13 protein-coding genes are annotated in these 16,466 nt (G+C 59.8%); 1 reads left to right on the plus strand and 12 read right to left on the minus strand.

Features of this window, described 5'->3' with window-relative positions; genetic code table 11:
* Window positions 1-213: 213 nt before the first annotated feature.
* Together lysS and prfB are read right to left on the minus strand one after the other, a co-directional pair.
* Window positions 214-1,716, minus strand: coding sequence for a lysine--tRNA ligase (gene lysS / locus ACJJU9_RS19785; protein ID WP_048368143.1), 1,503 nt, complete (start codon window positions 1,714-1,716; stop codon window positions 214-216).
* A 113-nt stretch (window positions 1,717-1,829) separates the two neighbouring features.
* Window positions 1,830-2,925, minus strand: a protein-coding gene (prfB, locus tag ACJJU9_RS19790; RefSeq protein WP_153351134.1) for a peptide chain release factor 2 whose coding sequence is annotated in 2 segments (ribosomal slippage) — window positions 1,830-2,852 and window positions 2,854-2,925 — 1,095 coding nt in all. Because the reading frame shifts where the segments join, the coding sequence is not laid out codon by codon here.
* Window positions 2,926-3,447: 522 nt separating this feature from the next.
* Between prfB and ACJJU9_RS19795 the strand changes: the two genes are divergently transcribed.
* Window positions 3,448-3,804, plus strand: coding sequence for a DUF3077 domain-containing protein (locus ACJJU9_RS19795; protein ID WP_153373654.1), 357 nt, complete (start codon window positions 3,448-3,450; stop codon window positions 3,802-3,804).
* Window positions 3,805-3,903: 99 nt separating this feature from the next.
* Here the strand turns inward: ACJJU9_RS19795 and ACJJU9_RS19800 are convergent, their stop codons facing one another.
* The 10 genes from ACJJU9_RS19800 to recJ form a co-directional block, all read right to left on the minus strand.
* Window positions 3,904-4,857 (minus strand): diguanylate cyclase domain-containing protein, encoded by a 954-nt coding sequence (locus ACJJU9_RS19800; protein ID WP_407729353.1) that lies wholly within the window; start codon window positions 4,855-4,857, stop codon window positions 3,904-3,906.
* A gap of 100 nt (window positions 4,858-4,957) precedes the next feature.
* Window positions 4,958-5,968, minus strand: coding sequence for a chemotaxis response regulator protein-glutamate methylesterase (locus ACJJU9_RS19805; RefSeq protein ID WP_407729354.1), 1,011 nt, complete (start codon window positions 5,966-5,968; stop codon window positions 4,958-4,960).
* Window positions 5,965-8,271, minus strand: coding sequence for a hybrid sensor histidine kinase/response regulator (locus ACJJU9_RS19810; protein ID WP_407729355.1), 2,307 nt, complete (start codon window positions 8,269-8,271; stop codon window positions 5,965-5,967). The genes ACJJU9_RS19805 and ACJJU9_RS19810 overlap by 4 nt, the downstream gene beginning before the upstream one ends.
* Complete coding sequence (locus ACJJU9_RS19815; RefSeq protein WP_048368149.1) at window positions 8,268-8,954, minus strand: chemotaxis protein CheW; 687 nt, start codon at window positions 8,952-8,954, stop codon at window positions 8,268-8,270. Before ACJJU9_RS19815 ends, ACJJU9_RS19810 begins: the two co-directional genes overlap by 4 nt.
* Entirely contained in the window at window positions 8,951-10,219 is a 1,269-nt protein-coding gene (locus ACJJU9_RS19820; RefSeq protein ID WP_407729356.1) for a CheR family methyltransferase, read from the minus strand. Before ACJJU9_RS19820 ends, ACJJU9_RS19815 begins: the two co-directional genes overlap by 4 nt.
* Complete coding sequence (locus ACJJU9_RS19825) at window positions 10,216-10,731, minus strand: chemotaxis protein CheW (protein WP_407729357.1); 516 nt, start codon at window positions 10,729-10,731, stop codon at window positions 10,216-10,218. Before ACJJU9_RS19825 ends, ACJJU9_RS19820 begins: the two co-directional genes overlap by 4 nt.
* Window positions 10,731-12,353: a methyl-accepting chemotaxis protein gene (locus ACJJU9_RS19830; protein WP_407729358.1), complete on the minus strand. Its 1,623-nt coding sequence runs from the start codon at window positions 12,351-12,353 to the stop codon at window positions 10,731-10,733. Before ACJJU9_RS19830 ends, ACJJU9_RS19825 begins: the two co-directional genes overlap by 1 nt.
* Window positions 12,354-12,549: 196 nt before the next feature.
* Window positions 12,550-13,272, minus strand: a complete 723-nt coding sequence (locus tag ACJJU9_RS19835) for a tellurite resistance TerB family protein (protein WP_407729359.1) — start codon at window positions 13,270-13,272, stop codon at window positions 12,550-12,552.
* 41 nt (window positions 13,273-13,313) lie between these two features.
* Complete coding sequence (locus tag ACJJU9_RS19840) at window positions 13,314-14,420, minus strand: NADH:flavin oxidoreductase/NADH oxidase (RefSeq protein WP_048368157.1); 1,107 nt, start codon at window positions 14,418-14,420, stop codon at window positions 13,314-13,316.
* 299 nt (window positions 14,421-14,719) lie between these two features.
* Entirely contained in the window at window positions 14,720-16,429 is a 1,710-nt protein-coding gene (gene recJ, locus ACJJU9_RS19845; protein WP_048368159.1) for a single-stranded-DNA-specific exonuclease RecJ, read from the minus strand.
* Between the last annotated feature and the right edge of the window lie 37 nt (window positions 16,430-16,466).

The raw sequence follows: 16,466 nt of genomic DNA on the forward strand, positions 1-16,466 counted from the left end.
AAATGCCAATTACGTAGCAGTTGCCGCAGGCTACGTCCGATTGCGAAGCGATCGTGAAACCACAGAATGCGCTTTATCTGGCACACCGCGTTAACGGGTTTTACGACGGCTGCGCCGCCGGACGCAGCCTCGCATGCTCGACAGCTGCTACGAATGCGTGAACGGCAGGCAATAAAAAACCGCCTTGAATCGGCGGTTTTTTATTCAGCATCGTTACGCTTGTGGGCGCATGTGCGGGAACAGAATCACGTCGCGAATCGACGGGGAGTTGGTCAACAGCATCACCAGACGGTCGATACCGATACCTTCACCCGCCGTTGGCGGCATGCCGTATTCCAGCGCACGCACGAAGTCGGCGTCGTAGTGCATGGCTTCGTCGTCACCGGCGTCTTTGTCCGCCACCTGCGCCATGAAACGCTCGGCCTGGTCTTCCGCGTCGTTCAACTCGGAGTAGGCGTTGGCGATTTCACGACCACCGATAAACAGCTCAAAGCGGTCGGTCACGTTCGGGTTGTCGTCGTTACGACGGGCCAGCGGCGACACTTCAAACGGGTACTGGGTGATGAAGTGCGGCTGCTCCAGCTTGTGCTCGACCAGCTCTTCGAAAATCATCACTTGCAGCTTGCCCAGGCCTTCGAAGCCCAGCACCTTGGCACCGGCTTTTTTGGCGATTTCACGCGCCTTGTCGATGTCGTTCAGGTCTGCAGCGGTCAGCTCAGGGTTGTACTTGAGGATCGAGTCGAAGACCGACAGGCGCACAAACGGCTCGCCGAAATGGAACACCTTGTCGCCGTACGGCACGTCGGTGCTGCCCAGCACCAGCTGTGCCAGTTCACGGAACAGCTCTTCGGTGAGGTCCATGTTGTCTTCGTAGTCGGCATACGCCTGGTAGAACTCAAGCATGGTGAATTCTGGGTTGTGACGGGTCGACACGCCTTCGTTACGGAAGTTACGGTTGATCTCGAACACTTTTTCGAAGCCGCCCACCACCAGACGCTTGAGGTACAGCTCAGGCGCGATGCGCAGGAACATTTCCATGTCCAGCGCGTTGTGGTGAGTTTCGAAAGGCTTGGCTGCCGCGCCGCCCGGAATGGTTTGCAGCATCGGCGTTTCAACTTCAAGGAAGTCACGCGCCATCAGGAAGCTGCGGATGTGCGCGATCACTTGCGAACGCACACGGAAGGTGTGGCGCACGTCTTCGTTAACGATCAGGTCAACGTAACGCTGGCGATAGCGCTGCTCGGTGTCAGTCAGGCCGTGGTGCTTGTCTGGCAGCGGGCGCAGGGATTTGGTCAGCAGACGCACGTTGGTCATTTCAACGTACAGGTCGCCTTTGCCGGAGCGGGCCAGGGTGCCTTCAGCGGCGATGATGTCGCCCAGGTCCCAGGTTTTCACGGCGGCCAGGGTTTCTTCTGGCAGGGTTTTACGGTTGACGTAGACCTGGATGCGACCAGTCATGTCCTGGATCACCATGAACGCGCCACGGTTAAGCATGATGCGACCCGCAACCTTGACCGGAATAGCTGCTTCAGCCAGCTCTTCCTTAGTCTTGTCGGCGTACTGCTTCTGCAAGTCAGCGCAGTAGTTTTCACGACGAAAATCATTCGGGAAGGCGTTGCCTTTAGCGCGCTCAGCAGCAAGTTTTTCCTTGCGCAGGGCGATCAGGGCGTTTTCTTCCTGTTGCAGGTCTTGGGGGTCGAGTTGTTGGTCGCTCATGTCTTAAAAATTCCATCACAGGTTCGTTGCCCCTGCCCTGCGGCAGGGGTTGGCGGGCCTTTAGCGCGCCTTGAGGCATCGCATTGGCTGCGCACTTACGGTTATTGCGCGACTTACAGCCCTTGTTTCAGGCTGGCTACCAGGTATTCGTCGATATCGCCGTCGAGCACTTTGTCGCAATCGCTGCGCTCGATGTTGGTACGCAAATCCTTGATACGCGAAGCATCGAGTACGTACGAGCGGATCTGGTGGCCCCAGCCGATGTCACTCTTGGTGTCTTCCAGGGCTTGAGACGCCGCGCTGCGCTTCTGCATTTCTTGCTCATAAAGACGGGCCCGCAACATTTTCATGGCGGTGTCTTTGTTCGCATGCTGGGAACGTTCGTTCTGGCAGCTCACCACGGTGTTGGTCGGTACGTGGGTAATCCGCACGGCCGAGTCGGTGGTGTTTACGTGCTGACCACCCGCACCGGAGGAACGATAGGTATCGATCCGCAGGTCAGACGGGTTGATGTCGATTTCGATGTTGTCGTCGATTTCCGGCGAAACGAAAACAGCCGAAAACGAGGTGTGACGACGGTTGCCCGAGTCGTACGGGCTTTTACGCACCAGACGATGGACGCCAATCTCAGTACGCAGCCAGCCAAAGGCGTATTCACCCTTGATATGCACGGTTGCGCCTTTGATCCCGGCGACTTCACCGGCAGACAATTCCATGATGGTGGCATCAAAGCCGCGCTTGTCGGCCCAACGCAGATACATCCGCAACAGGATATTGGCCCAGTCTTGCGCTTCGGTACCGCCGGAGCCTGCCTGAATGTCCAGGTAAGCGTTATTGGCGTCCATCTCACCGCTGAACATGCGCCGGAATTCGAGTTTTTCAAGGGCTTCGCGCAGACGTTCGACTTCAGCGGCGACGTCATCGACAGCGGCCTGGTCTTCTTCTTCAGCGGACATCAACAGCAGGTCTTTGGCATCGGCCAGACCTGAGTGCATCTCATCCAGGGTTTCGACGATCTGCGCCAGCTGGGCGCGTTCGCGGCCTAGCTCCTGGGCGTACGTCGGGTTGTTCCAGACACTAGGATCTTCAAGCTCGCGATTGACTTCGATCAGACGCTCATGCTTTTGATCGTAGTCAAAGATACCCCCGAATAGTTTCGGAGCGCTCTGACAGGTCCTTGATGCTGTTAAGGATCGGGTTGATTTCCATGGCTGGCGGCACTCGTAGGCGATTTTTACAAAGCCGGGGAGTATACCGCAAACATGGGCTGGCAGCAGCCCGCCTGGCGGGGGCAGTTCACTTTGTAGGAGCTGCCGAAGGCTGCGATCTTTTGCCTTTAAATATCAAAAGATCGCGAGGCAAGCTCGCTCCTACAGAGTTTTGGGATGGCTTTTTGACGCATTCCGTCAGCAATTTCCTCTTCCCAATGCAGGGCACTTCCTAGAAGATTGCCCCCGCTCGTGAGTCGCTTGCACCACTGTAAAACCGGGGTTTAGTCTGCGCCCTTCGTTGAACTTTCAACGGACGGATGTGGAAGTCCGGTATCACGAGCGCATTTATCGCAAGAGATCACCAGGCCACTTTTAGGTGCCTGATGTTATGGCGGTTGTGCGCAGGACACCTTCGGGTGTGCCGGGGTCGTGAAACCGGTCTTCCACACCTGCGTACGGCTGCCACCTATCCATGTGGAAGTGGATGTGACAGCTTCGGAATCACTCACGGAGTTAATTCATGAAAAAGATTCACTCAGATAGAACAAGCACTACAACCTTCGAAACCGCCCAATACCGCATACTCACAGCCCTTAAAAGCCCAGCCCCCGACATCCATTCGACCCTGCCCAACACGTCTCAACGCGCCTTCGGCCCTATCGACTCGACCTTGCAACCCATGTTTACCCTGCGTGCCGGCATCAGTGCGCAAGATGCGCTGGCGCATGTGTCGCTGTTGCTGTTATGCGCCGAGCAGACGAGTGATGAAATTACAGAGTTGGGCAGCGGCGTTGAACGCGGGTTGATCTGGTCGATGGTGCACTCGGTCGAAATGGCCCGTGCGGTGGTGGATTCATTGCTGGACAACGCTGAGTAACACCCCCCTCATGTAAGCAAAGCCACTCTGTAGGAGCGAGCTTGCCTCGCGATCTTTTGCCTTTAAAGATCAAAAGTTCGCGAGACAAGATGGGATGCGTTACTCGATCCCGACCTGGTTACGTCCGTTGTGTTTGGCCAGGTACAGGCCTTTGTCCGCCGCGGAGATCAATTGGCGTGAGCTGCCGTTTTGTTGCGGGGTGAGGGTCGCCAGGCCAATGCTGATGGTCAGGCTGCGGCCTTCGCTGGGCTGGATGTGCGGGATTTTCAGGGCTTCTACGGCCTGGCGCAGTTTCTCTGCCACCAGTCGTGCTCCGCCCTGGGAGGTGTTGGGCAAGACGATGGCAAATTCTTCACCGCCGTAACGCGCCGGCAGGTCAGACGGGCGACTGCTGGCATCGCGAATGGTCGCGGCCACTTTGCGCAACGCTTCGTCGCCGTCCAGATGGCCGAAGGTGTCGTTGAAGGACTTGAAGTAGTCAACGTCGATCATCAACAACGACAGCTGGGTCTGCTCACGCAAGGCGCGGCGCCACTCCAGTTCGAGGTATTCGTCAAAGTGGCGACGGTTCGACAGCCCGGTCAGGCCGTCCGAGTTCATCAACCGTTGCAGCACCAAGTTGGTGTCGAGCAGTTGCTGCTGGCTCACACGCAGCGCACGGTAGGCCGCGTCACGCTGCAACAGGGTCATGTAGGAGCGCGAGTGATAGCGAATGCGCGCCACCAGCTCGATGTTATCGGGCAGTTTGACCAGGTAATCATTGGCCCCCGCCGAAAACGCTGCGCTTTTGATCAGCGGGTCTTCTTTGGTGGACAGCACGATGATCGGAATATTCTGGGTCGCCGGGTGATTGCGGTATTCACGCACCAGGGTCAGACCGTCCAGCCCCGGCATGACCAGGTCCTGCAAAATTACAGTCGGTTTGATGCGGATGGCTTGCGCAATCGCCTGATGCGGGTCTGCACAGAAGTGGAAATCAATGTTCTGCTCTAGCGCCAATCCCCGGCGCACGGCTTCGCCGATCATCGCCTGATCGTCTACCAGCAGCACCATGGCGGCGTTTTAGTCTGTTTTAACGTCGTCCAACTGTAAATCGCTCATGCGCGTTCACCTGAATTACTGCCTTCAAGCCAGTCCTGCGGGATTTTGTCGATCATTTGGCAAATATCTCCAGCAAACGTGGCGCAATCTTGTCCAAAGGACGGATCTCAACCGCGGCATCAATGGCCGCAGCTGCTTTAGGCATGCCGTACACCGAACTGCTGTGTTGGTCTTGCGCAATGGTGAGGAAGCCTTGTTGGCGCATGAGTTTAAGCCCCTGAGCCCCATCGCGTCCCATGCCGGTTAATAACACCCCCACGGCATCTCCCTTCCAGTACCTTGCAACACTTTCAAAAAACACATCAATCGAGGGGCGGTAGATCTCGTTTACCGGCTCCGCCGTGTAGGCCAAGGTACCGTTTTTCAACAACCGTATGTGGTGGTTAGTGCCCGCCAGCAATACCGTCCCCGGCTGTGGCACTTCGCCTTCCCGGGCCAAACGTACGTCCAGTCCGCACGAGCCGCTCAACCACTGCGCCATGCCCGCCGCAAACACTTGGTCTACGTGTTGCACCAGAACGATAGGCACCTGGAAATCTCGCGGCAGCCCCTTGAGCAAACTTTCCAGCGCCGCCGGGCCGCCCGCAGACGAGCCAATCACCACCAGCCCGCCCTGCAAGCCCAATGCGCGCGGCTGTGCCGACACGGGGCGTACCCGCTTGTCACTCTGCCCCATCAACCAGCCCACGTTGAGGATCTTGCGCAATAACGGCGCTGCCGCTTCTTTGGCATTGCCTGCGCCCAACGCGGGCGTGTCCACCACATCCAGCGCGCCAAAGCCCATGGCCTCGAACACGCGGTGTACGTTCTGCTCCCGGTCAACGGTCACAATCACGATGGCACAGGGCGTTTCAGCCATGATCCGTCGCGTCGCCTGCACCCCGTCCATGACCGGCATGATCAGGTCCATCAAAATCAGGTCCGGGGTGAACTCAGCACACTTTTGTACCGCCTCGGCACCATTGTGAGCGACCCAAACCACTTCATGGCTCGGCTCAAAGGCCAGCGCCCGACGCAGCGCTTCAACCGCCAAAGGCATGTCGTTGACGATGGCGATTTTCATGTTTGGGCTCCCCCGATGAGTTCAACCACGGCATCAAGCAAGGCGTCGTCATGGAAGCTGGCTTTGGCTAGATAATAGTCGGCTCCTGCATCCAGGCCACGTCGACGGTCTTCTTCGCGGTCTTTGTAGGACACGACCATCACCGGCATGGACTGCAGGCGGTTGTCGCGGCGCAACAAGGTGACCAGCTCTATGCCATCCATGCGCGGCATGTCGATGTCGGTAATCAACAGGTCGAAATGCTCGGCACGCAGGGCGTTCCAGCCGTCCATGCCGTCAACCGCAACGGCCACTTCGTAACCCCGATTGATCAGCAATTTGCGCTGCAATTCACGTACGGTCAGCGAGTCGTCTACCACCAGAATGCGTTTGCGGGTCAATTCTGCGGTGTGCCGATTGCGCCGATCAATACGCTCCAGACGCCCGGTGTTGAGCAACTTATCGACCGAACGCAGCATATCTTCAACATCGACAATCAGCACCGGCGAACCATCGTCCAGCAGCGCACCGGCCGAGATGTCCTGCACCTTGCCCAAACGCGGATCGAGCGGTAAAACCACCAGCGTGCGCTCACCGATAAACCGCTCGACGGCCACGCCATACACGGCGTCGCGCTCACGAATGACCACCACTTTGAGGGTTTCGTCATCGCTTTGGCTGGGCGGGCGCTGGAGCAACTGGCTGGCGGCCACCAGGCCGACGTGCCGGCCTTCGTGCCAAAAGTGCTGACGCCCCTCGACTTGCACGATGTCATCCGGCAACAGGTCGCGCATGCGCTCGATGTGCGCCAGCGGGAAGGCGTAGGCCTCGTCGGCCACTTCAACCACCAGGCTGCGCACCACCGACAAGGTTAGCGGCACCTCCAGCAGGAACCGGCTGCCCTGCCCTGCGGTTTGCTCCAGCACGATGGCGCCGCGCAACAGGCGCACCATGTGTTGCACCGCATCCAGCCCGACGCCGCGCCCGGAGACTTCAGTCACCGTATCTCGCAGGCTGAACCCCGGCAGAAAGAGGAAGGTCAGGAGTTCTTCTTCGCTCAGTTGCGCCACCGTCTCGGCGGTGGATAACTGGCGCTCGACGATGCTGCGACGCAAGCGTTCGAGATCGACACCGGCGCCATCGTCGCTCAGTTCGACGGCCAGCAACCCGGCCTGATGCGACACCCGCAAACGGATCGTGCCTTCGGGCTGTTTGCCCGCCAACAAGCGTTGTTCGGGCGATTCAACCCCGTGGTCGACGGCGTTGCGCAGCAAGTGGGTGAGCGGCGCTTCGAGTTTTTCGAGAACATCGCGGTCAACCTGGGTTTTCTCGCCTTCGATTTCCAGGCGTATCTGCTTGCCCAACGCCCGGCCCAGATCACGGACCATGCGTTCCTGGCCCACCAGCACATCGGCGAACGGGCGCATGCGACAGGCCAGCGCGGTGTCATAGAGCAATTGCGCGCGCTGGCTGGTCTGCCAGCCGAATTCGTCGAGTTCGGCTGTCTGCTCGCTGAGCAAATGCTGCGACTCGGAGAGCACGCGCCGGGCCTCGTTCAGAGCCTCTTCAACCTCGTGCGTCAGGCCCACCACTTTGAGCTGCTCGTTAAGGGTGTCCAGCGCCCGCAGGCTGGTGCTCTGCATGCGTTTAAGCCGATGCAGCGCCATCAGATACGGCTTGAGACGCTGGGTTTCGACCAGCGATTTACTCGACAGGTCGAGCAAGCTGTTGAGGCGCTCGGCGGTAACACGCAACACTCGTTCGCCGCTTTCTGTCAGGCGCTGAGGCCGACGCGCAGGTTCGGGAACCGGCTCGGCGGCCACTGGGGCCACCGGCTCTGGGTGAAGCAGCGGCTCGGGCAAAGGCTCGGGGGCCAGCAACAATTGCGAGACGTCGAACTCTACAGGCGCGGCCCGTGGCGCCACCCGCCCGGAAGGATCCAGCAGTTCGTTGAGGTGCGCGACATACGCGTCGATATCGGCCGGGCCGACGTTGTCGCTGCCCGGCGTGGCGATGCGCATCAACAAGTCAGTGCCCTGCAACAAAGCATCAATGTGCTCGGGATGCAGGCGCAAGCGGCCTTCTTGCGCGCTGACCAGGCAGTCTTCCATCACGTGGGCCACGCTGACGCCCGCATCCACGCCGACAATCCGCGCTGCGCCCTTGAGCGAGTGGGCGGCGCGCATGCAGGCTTCCAGCTGGTCAGCCTGGGTCGGGTTGCGCTCAAGCGCCAGCAGCCCCTCATTCAGCACCTGCGTCTGGGCCTCAGCCTCCAGGCTGAACAGTTCAAGCAGCGACGCGTCGCGCATTTGCTCGGGGGTCATGTCAGGCTCCGGGTAATTGCGCCAAGCAGTTGTTCTTCATCCAGCCAGCGCAGGCTGCGGTTTTTCCACGCCAGCACACCCCGGGTGTATTTCGCGCTGGCATGCTCGCCCGACAGCGAGGCGGCGTTCAAAGCGCGTTCTTCAATGTTGTGGACACCGTCGACTTCATCCACCGGCAACACCACCGGGCCGCCATGGGCGGCCACGATCAGCATGCGCGGCATCACCCGCTGCGAAGGGGTAATGGTCACCGTAGGGTCCAGCCCCAGCAGGTCAACCAGCGACAAACACGGCACCAGCGCACCGCGCACGTTGGCCACCCCTTGCAGGGCCCGCGAACGCTGGTGCGGCAACGAGTGAATGGCTTGCATGCGCGCCACTTCGTCGAGGCACACCGTGTTCAGGCCCAGCCATTCACCGCCCAGACGGAACACCACCAGCGAACGTGTGGCAACTTTTTGCTCAGCCATTGGCTGGGCGTTGTGCTCCTCAGGCTCTTGCTCAAACGAGTAGCGATCCAGCAAGCGCGTGGCGGCAGCGGAATACACCGCGCAATTGCGGCAATGGATATGCTCCGGCAACTTCGGGCAAGACTTGTCGCCGAAGATGCCGATGCGGTTCCAGCAGTCATCAATGGTCTGGGCTTCGTCATGAATCAAGCCTTGGGCGAATAAACCTCTCATTGTTTGCGCTCACTGTGAACCGAACGTTCATGACGGGCAGCGCGCTCCTGCAAGCGCTGGGCGCCTGCTGCGTCACCTTGGGCAGCCAAGAGAGCGGCCAAGTGCGCCAGCGCTTCTGAATGCTGGGGGTCCAGGTACAGCGCCTTGCGATAGAAACTCTGCGCCTGCGCCGCTTGATCTTCAACATCGCTGAGCAGGCCCAGCCAGTAGAACACCTGAGCGTGCGGGCCATGCTGTTGCAAAAATTGCTCGCAAGCCTGGCGGGCGTCACTGCTTTTGCCTTCGTTGGCCAACGCGGCAATGTGCGCCAGCAAGGCCGCACCCGTGCACGCGGCGGGGGTTGGCGCGACAGGTATTGGCGCACGAGGTGCAAAGGGCCGTGGGGCAGACACCGGCGGCATCGGCCGCGGTGCGGGTTTGGGCAGCGGTCTGGGCTCGGCCAGCACTGGCCGCGCAACAGGCACCGGCTCATGGCTGTGACAGAAGGCAAACGACTGCGGTGCACCGATCGAACGCATGCCCAGGCGGCCCAGCAGGCTGCCCTCGGCCGGGCCGATAAACAGTGCGCCGTCGTCACGGGTCAAGCGCTTGAGGATATCCAGCGCCTGATGCTGAGTCTTGAGGTCGAAATAGATCAGCAGGTTGCGACAGAACACAAAGTCATAAGGCAGGTGATGGCTGAGCAGCGTCGGATCGAGCAAGTTGCCAACATGAAAAGTGACCTGCTCGTGCACCCGCTCCGCCAACTGATAGCTGTCATTGACCGGGGTGAAATAGCGCTCACGAAAATCAATTTGCTGGCCGCGAAATGAGTTTTTGCCATACAGCGCCGACTGCGCCCGCGCCACCGACAACGGGCTGACGTCCAGGGCTTCGACCTTGAACTGATGCCCGACCAGACCGGCATCAAACAGGGCCATGGCAATCGAATACGGCTCTTCGCCGGTGGAGCACGGCAAGCTCAGAATGCGCAGGGTATGCAGGCCGCTGGTGTCGGCCAAACGCTGGCGGGCCAGACGGCCCAATGTGGCAAACGACTCGGGGTACCGAAAAAACCAGGTCTCGGGCACGATCACCGATTCGATCAACGCCTGCTGCTCATCGTGTGAACACGTCAGGCGCTGCCAGTAGTGATCGTTGTCGGGCATGTTCAACGCCAGGCAACGCTGGCGTACCGCACGCTCGATAATCGCCAGGCCCACGGACGCTACGTCCAGGCCTATGCGTTGCTTCAAAAAATCGTAAAAGCGCTGGTCGTCACTCATGCGAGCCCCTCTGCGCTGGCGTCATCCAGGCTTGGAGGGAACAACAGCGCGCACACCGCCGGGCTCAACAGGTCGTCGACATGGATCCACTGCAGCAACCCTTGGGCATCCTCACGAACCGGCCCCAGGTACGGCGCGGCGCGGTTATCCAGGCCGTAGGGCTGAAAATCTGCCGGGTCGCAGCGCAAGGTCGCGTTGGCCTGCTCCAGCATCAGCCCCAGCAGTTTGCCGCGAAAATTGACCAGCACCAGCCGCGTGCTGGTGCGGGCCACGGCTTCATGGCCAAAGGTCATGGCGCTGATGTCGATGACCGGGACCATCTGCCCACGGTGCGCAAACACGCCCGCCACCCACGCCGGGGCGTGAGCAATCGGTTTGAGCGGTAAACGCGCCAGCACCTCGACCACATCGGTCGCCGACAAGGCATAACGCTCATCCCCGATGTAGAACACCAGAAACAGGCGCTGACTCGGCACCACGGCGGCCGCACGCTTGGTTAAAAGTTCGCTCATCAGACTTTAAAACGCGAAACGCCACTGCGCAGCCCAACGGCAACCTGACTGAGTTCGTCGATCGCGAAGCTGGCCTGACGCAAGGACTCTACGGTCTGACTGCTGGCATCCCCCAACTGCACCAGTGCCAGGTTAATTTGCTCGGCGCCGGTGGCTTGCGCCTGCATGCCTTCGTTGACCATCAACACGCGCGGCGCCAAGGCCTGAACCTGATGAATGATTTGCGACAGTTGCTCACCGACTTGCGTCACCTCGGCCATGCCACGGCGCACTTCTTCAGAGAACTTGTCCATGCCCATCACACCCGCCGACACGGCGGACTGGATCTCACGCACCATTTGTTCAATGTCATAGGTGGCGACAGCCGTCTGGTCAGCCAGGCGACGTACTTCGGTGGCAACCACGGCGAAACCACGACCATATTCACCGGCTTTCTCGGCTTCGATGGCGGCATTGAGCGACAGCAGGTTGGTCTGGTCGGCAACCTTGACGATGGTGACGACCACTTGGTTAATGTTGCCGGCTTTTTCATTGAGGATCGCCAGCTTGGCGTTAACCAGATCGGCAGCGCCCATCACCGAGTGCATGGTTTCTTCCATGCGCGCCAGGCCTTGCTGCCCGGAACCGGCCAGGATCGAAGCCTGATCGGCAGCCGAAGTCACTTCGGTCATGGTGCGCACCAGGTCACGGGAAGTGGCGGCAATTTCGCGGGAGGTCGCGCCGATTTCCGTGGTGGTGGCTGCAGTTTCGGTTGCCGTGGCTTGTTGCTGTTTGGACGTGGCGGCGATCTCGGTCACCGAGGTGGTGACCTGGACCGAGGACCGCTGGGCTTGAGACACCAGCGCGGTAAGCTCGGTCATCATGTCGTTGAAGCCGGTTTCGACGGCACCGAACTCGTCTTTGCGGTCCAGGTTCAAGCGTGAGCTCAAGTCACCGGAACGCATGGTTTCAAGGATCGAAACGATGCGCTGCATCGGCGACATGATCGCCCGCAACAACAGGTAGCCGCACAGCCCGGCAGCCAGCACAGCCACGATCAGCGAGATCACCATGCTGATTTTTGCCGTCGTCACTGCATTGGCAATGGTTTCGGTGGCGTGGTTGGCCTGGGTACGGTTGGTGTCAATGATGGTGTTGAGTTGCTTGCGCCCCGCGGCCCATAGCGGGGCCAGTTGCTCGTTGAGCATGGCGTCGGCTTGCTCGGTTTTTTTGTCTTCGTAAAACTGCAGAACGCCAGACAACGCCTTGGTGTACTCACCGTGGATGCGCTCGAACTCATCAAACTCGGCGCGGTCCTGGTCATCAAAAATGGTGGTGCGGTAGTTGTCCAGCTCTTGGTTCATGCGGTCTTCGTAGCTGGCATACAGCTTACGGTCTTCGCTGGTCAAATCACGCTGGGTGGCCGAGCCGACCAGTTGCAGGGTCAGGACATAGCTGTCGACCCAGGCACTGCGCACCATCGAACTGTAATAGACCCCGGGAATCGAATCGGTGCGAACAGTCTCTTCGCTCGACTCAATCGACAGCAGGCGCGAGTAAGACGCGACAACCATCAGCAACATGATGGCGATGATCACCGCAAAGCTCGCCAAAATGCGTTGGCGTAACGTCCAGTTCTTCACAGTCTATCCTCGGGGCCATTCAAATGATGGAGGAGTATAGCCGAGGGCCAGCAAGGATTCTCACGGACGTTGAGACTGTTCTCACAGCAATTAGTAAAAAAACCTACAACACAGCTAACAGTGTAGGAGCGAGCTTGCCTCGCGATCTTTTCGACGTTTAAAAGATCGCGAGGCAAGCTCGCTCCTACAAGGGCAGTTAAACCTGAGCCTGTTTAACCTGCGCTTCCAGCTCAGCTTTTAGCCCCGGATCAAGCTTGAGATGCTTGGCCAGTGCATCCAGATAAGTCCGTTCACCGAACGCCTCTTCATCCACCAATATCAAGCTGGCAATGTACATTTCTGCGCCGATTTCCGGGGTGGTGGCCGCGCTGGCGACTTCGGCCGGGTCCAGCGGTTTTTTCAGTTCAAGTTGCAGCCATTGCTGCAGTTGCGGGTCGTGCTTGAGCTTGCTCAACTCGCCCTCGATCATCTCCTGCTCGCGATCGTCAATGTGACCATCCGCCTTGGCTGCCGCGACCAGAGCTTTGAGAATCGCCTGACTGTGTTCCTCAACCTGCACCGGCTCGACACGATCAATGGTTTGCGGCGGGTGTTCGGGGGCAGTGCCCTGGCTGGCCTGCCAGTTGCCGTAGGCTTTGTAGGCCAGTACGCCCAAGGCCGCCAACCCCCCATAGGTCAAGGCCTGGCCGCCGAACTTGCGGCCGCGCTTACTACCCATTAACAGGCCCAGGACACTGGCCGCCATCGCCCCACCTCCTGCCCCCGAGAGCAGGCCGCCGAGCCCGCCCGCACCCAGCACATTGCCCAATCCCCCTTTATTGGCACTGGCGCCAGAAGCGTTGTTTGACGCACCGGTCTTTTTCTCCAGCAATTCCTGGCCAGACTTCAGCAGTTGATCGAGCAATCCACGGGTGTTCATTAGCAACCTCCTCGTAACGGGTTCAGGTGACAGGTCGGGTTTCAGTCGCGCAGGTCCGATTCATGAATCGGCTGATCGCGATGGGTCGCACGCTGGTACTGCGCAGGCCAGATCGCTTTTCTGCCGCCCAGATCATCATCGGCATGCAGCGGCCAGTACGGGTCACGCAAGAGTTCACGGGCCAGCAGAATCAAGTCCGCCTGACCGGTGCGCAAAATATGTTCGGCCTGCGCGGGTTCGGTGATCATCCCCACCGTGCCCGTAGCGATAGCCGCCTCTTTGCGCACTCGCTCGGCGAATCGGGTCTGGTAACCCGGCCCCACCGGAATTTCTGCCGACGCCGCCGTACCACCCGACGACACGTCAATCAGATCAACCCCCAGCGCTTTCAGGCGCCGCGCCAGTTCAACCGTTTCGTCAGGGTTCCAGCCATCTTCGACCCAATCGGTGGCCGAGACGCGGACAAAGACCGGCAGTTCTTTAGGCCACACTTCGCGCACCGCTTCGGTCACTTGCAGCACCAGGCGGATGCGATTCTCGAATGAACCGCCGTACTCGTCGAGGCGCTGGTTGCTCAGCGGCGACAAAAATTGATGCAGCAAGTAACCGTGGGCAGCGTGAACCTCCACTACCGAGAAACCGGCTTCGAGCGATCGTTTGGCGGCATCGATAAAGGCTTGAACAACGCCCTGGATCTGTTCTGTATCCAGTTGTTTGGGCGCCGTGTGATTGGGGTCAAAGGCAATGGGTGATGGCCCGACCGGCACCCAGCCGCCCTCGTCCACTTTGACGCTGCCATGCTTGCCCAGCCAAGGGCGATGCGTGCTGGCCTTGCGCCCGGCATGCGCCAGCTGAATCCCCGCCACGGCGCCCTGGGCGCGGATAAAGCGGGTGATGCGTTGCAGCGGCTCGATGTGTTCGTCGCTCCACAGCCCAAGGTCTTGAGCGGTGATCCGGCCATCGGGGGTCACCGCGGTGGCCTCGGTAAAAATCAGACCGGCACCGCCAACGGCCCGGCTGCCCAAGTGAACTAAATGCCAGTCATTGGCCAGCCCATCAACGCTGGAGTATTGGCACATTGGCGAGACCGCAATGCGGTTATTCAAGGTCAGTTGGCGCAGGGTGTAGGGTTCGAGCAGCAGACTCATGGGTCACCTCTCATTCCAGTGGGTAGGCTCCAGGCACTCCTTAGAGACTAGTCGACAACACTGGATGAGGTGGGGTTCAAATGAGCGTGCATCACCGTAGGCGCTGCCGCCCCGTCTTCGACGCCGCGCTGTCGCGCTGCAAACAGGACAGCGATTATCTTCAGCTTCCCCCAATCGGTTCCCTCTGCCTCCGGGAGAGGGCTAGGGTGAGGGGAGCTCTTAGATCTAGATCAAAAGCAAAAGATCGCAGCCTGCGGCAGCTCCTACAGCGTTATTGGTCAGCCAAAAGGGGGCAGGCGTTAGCGCGGTTCGATGTGGGCGATCATCAGTTGCACGGTTTCGTTTCCGCGAAACTCGTTGAGGTCGAGTTTGTAGGCCAGTTCGACCCAGCGAATGGTCGGGTTGGGCCACACTTCGCGGTCTACACCAAAGGCAATGCCGTCCAGTTTGACGCTGCCGCACTCGGTCTTGAGCACGACTTTCAAGTGCCGCTCGCCAACAATACGCTGCTCGACCAACTGAAACACTCCGTGAAACAGCGGCTCAGGGAAGTGCTGCCCCCACGGCCCGGCATGGCGCAACGCGCGCGCCAGTTCAAGGTGGAATTCTTCAATCGCCAAACTGCCGTCAGACAACAGCCGACCGGTCAGGTCTTCCTCACGCAGTTGACGTCGGACTTCTTCGTCAAATGCTTGAGCAAACAGTGGGAAGTTGGCTTCAGGCAATGTCAGACCCGCTGCCATGGCGTGACCGCCGTATTTGCTGATCAACTCCGGGTGCTGCGCCGCGACCACGCTGAGCGCATCACGAATATGAAAGCCCGGTACCGAACGCCCCGAGCCCTTGAGCATGCCGTCTCCGGCATCGGCAAAGGCAAAGGTCGGGCGGAAATAGCGCTCTTTGAGGCGCGAGGCCAGAATCCCGATCACCCCTTGGTGCCACTCCGGGTCGAACAGGCACAAGCCAAACGGCATGCTGTCCAGCGTCAATTCCTTAAGCTGGGCCAGCGCTTCACGCTGCATACCTTGCTCAATGGACTTGCGGTCCTGGTTCATTTCGTCGAGCTGGGCGGCCATGTCCCGCGCCGCGTTGGGGTCGTCGGTGAGCAGGCACTCAATGCCCAGGCTCATGTCGTCCAGCCGCCCGGCCGCGTTCAGCCGTGGCCCGAGAATAAAGCCCAGGTCGGTAGAGGTAATCTTCGAATGATCGCGCTTGGCCACTTCGAGGATCGCCTTGAGCCCTGGCCGCGCCCGCCCGGCACGGATTCGCTCAAGCCCCTGATGCACCAGAATGCGGTTGTTGGCGTCCAGCGGCACCACGTCGGCCACGCTGCCCAATGCCACCAAATCGAGCAATTCGGCGATGTTGGGCGCTTTGACCGTTTGATACCAACCCAAGCTGTTCAAGCGTGCACGCAAGGCAATCAGGACGTAGAAGATCACCCCTACCCCGGCCAGCGCCTTGCTGGGGAACTCGCAACCCGGCTGGTTAGGGTTGACGATGGCATCGGCCGCCGGCAGTTCGTTGCCCGGCAAGTGGTGGTCGGTGACCAGAACGCTCAGCCCGGCTTTTTTCGCCGCGGCCACGCCTTCGACGCTGGAGATCCCGTTGTCCACGGTGATCAGCAATTGCGGCGAACGGGTCAATGCCACTTCAACGATTTCGGGGGTCAGACCGTAGCCGTACTCAAACCGGTTGGGCACCAGGTAGTCGACATGGGCGGCGCCCAGCAGGCGCAAACCGAGCATGCCCACGGTGCTGGCGGTGGCACCGTCGGCGTCAAAGTCACCGACGATCAAGATGCGCTGGCGCTGTTCAAGCGCCACTACCAGCAAGTCCACCGCAGCATCGATGCCCTTGAGCTGCTGGTACGGGATCAACCGCGCCAGGCTCTTGTCCAGTTCAGCTTGTGATTGCACACCCCGCGCAGCGTACAAACGCGTAAGCAGGGTCGGCATTTCGCCCAAAAAAGGCAGGGTTTCGGGCAGTGGACGGGGTTCGATGCGCATAACCGGGGGGACGTTCTCTTAAAGTGTTGAACCGAGT

Origin of the sequence: Pseudomonas helleri (genome assembly GCF_045830615.1) — a bacterium.
Lineage (GTDB): Bacteria > Pseudomonadota > Gammaproteobacteria > Pseudomonadales > Pseudomonadaceae > Aquipseudomonas > Aquipseudomonas helleri.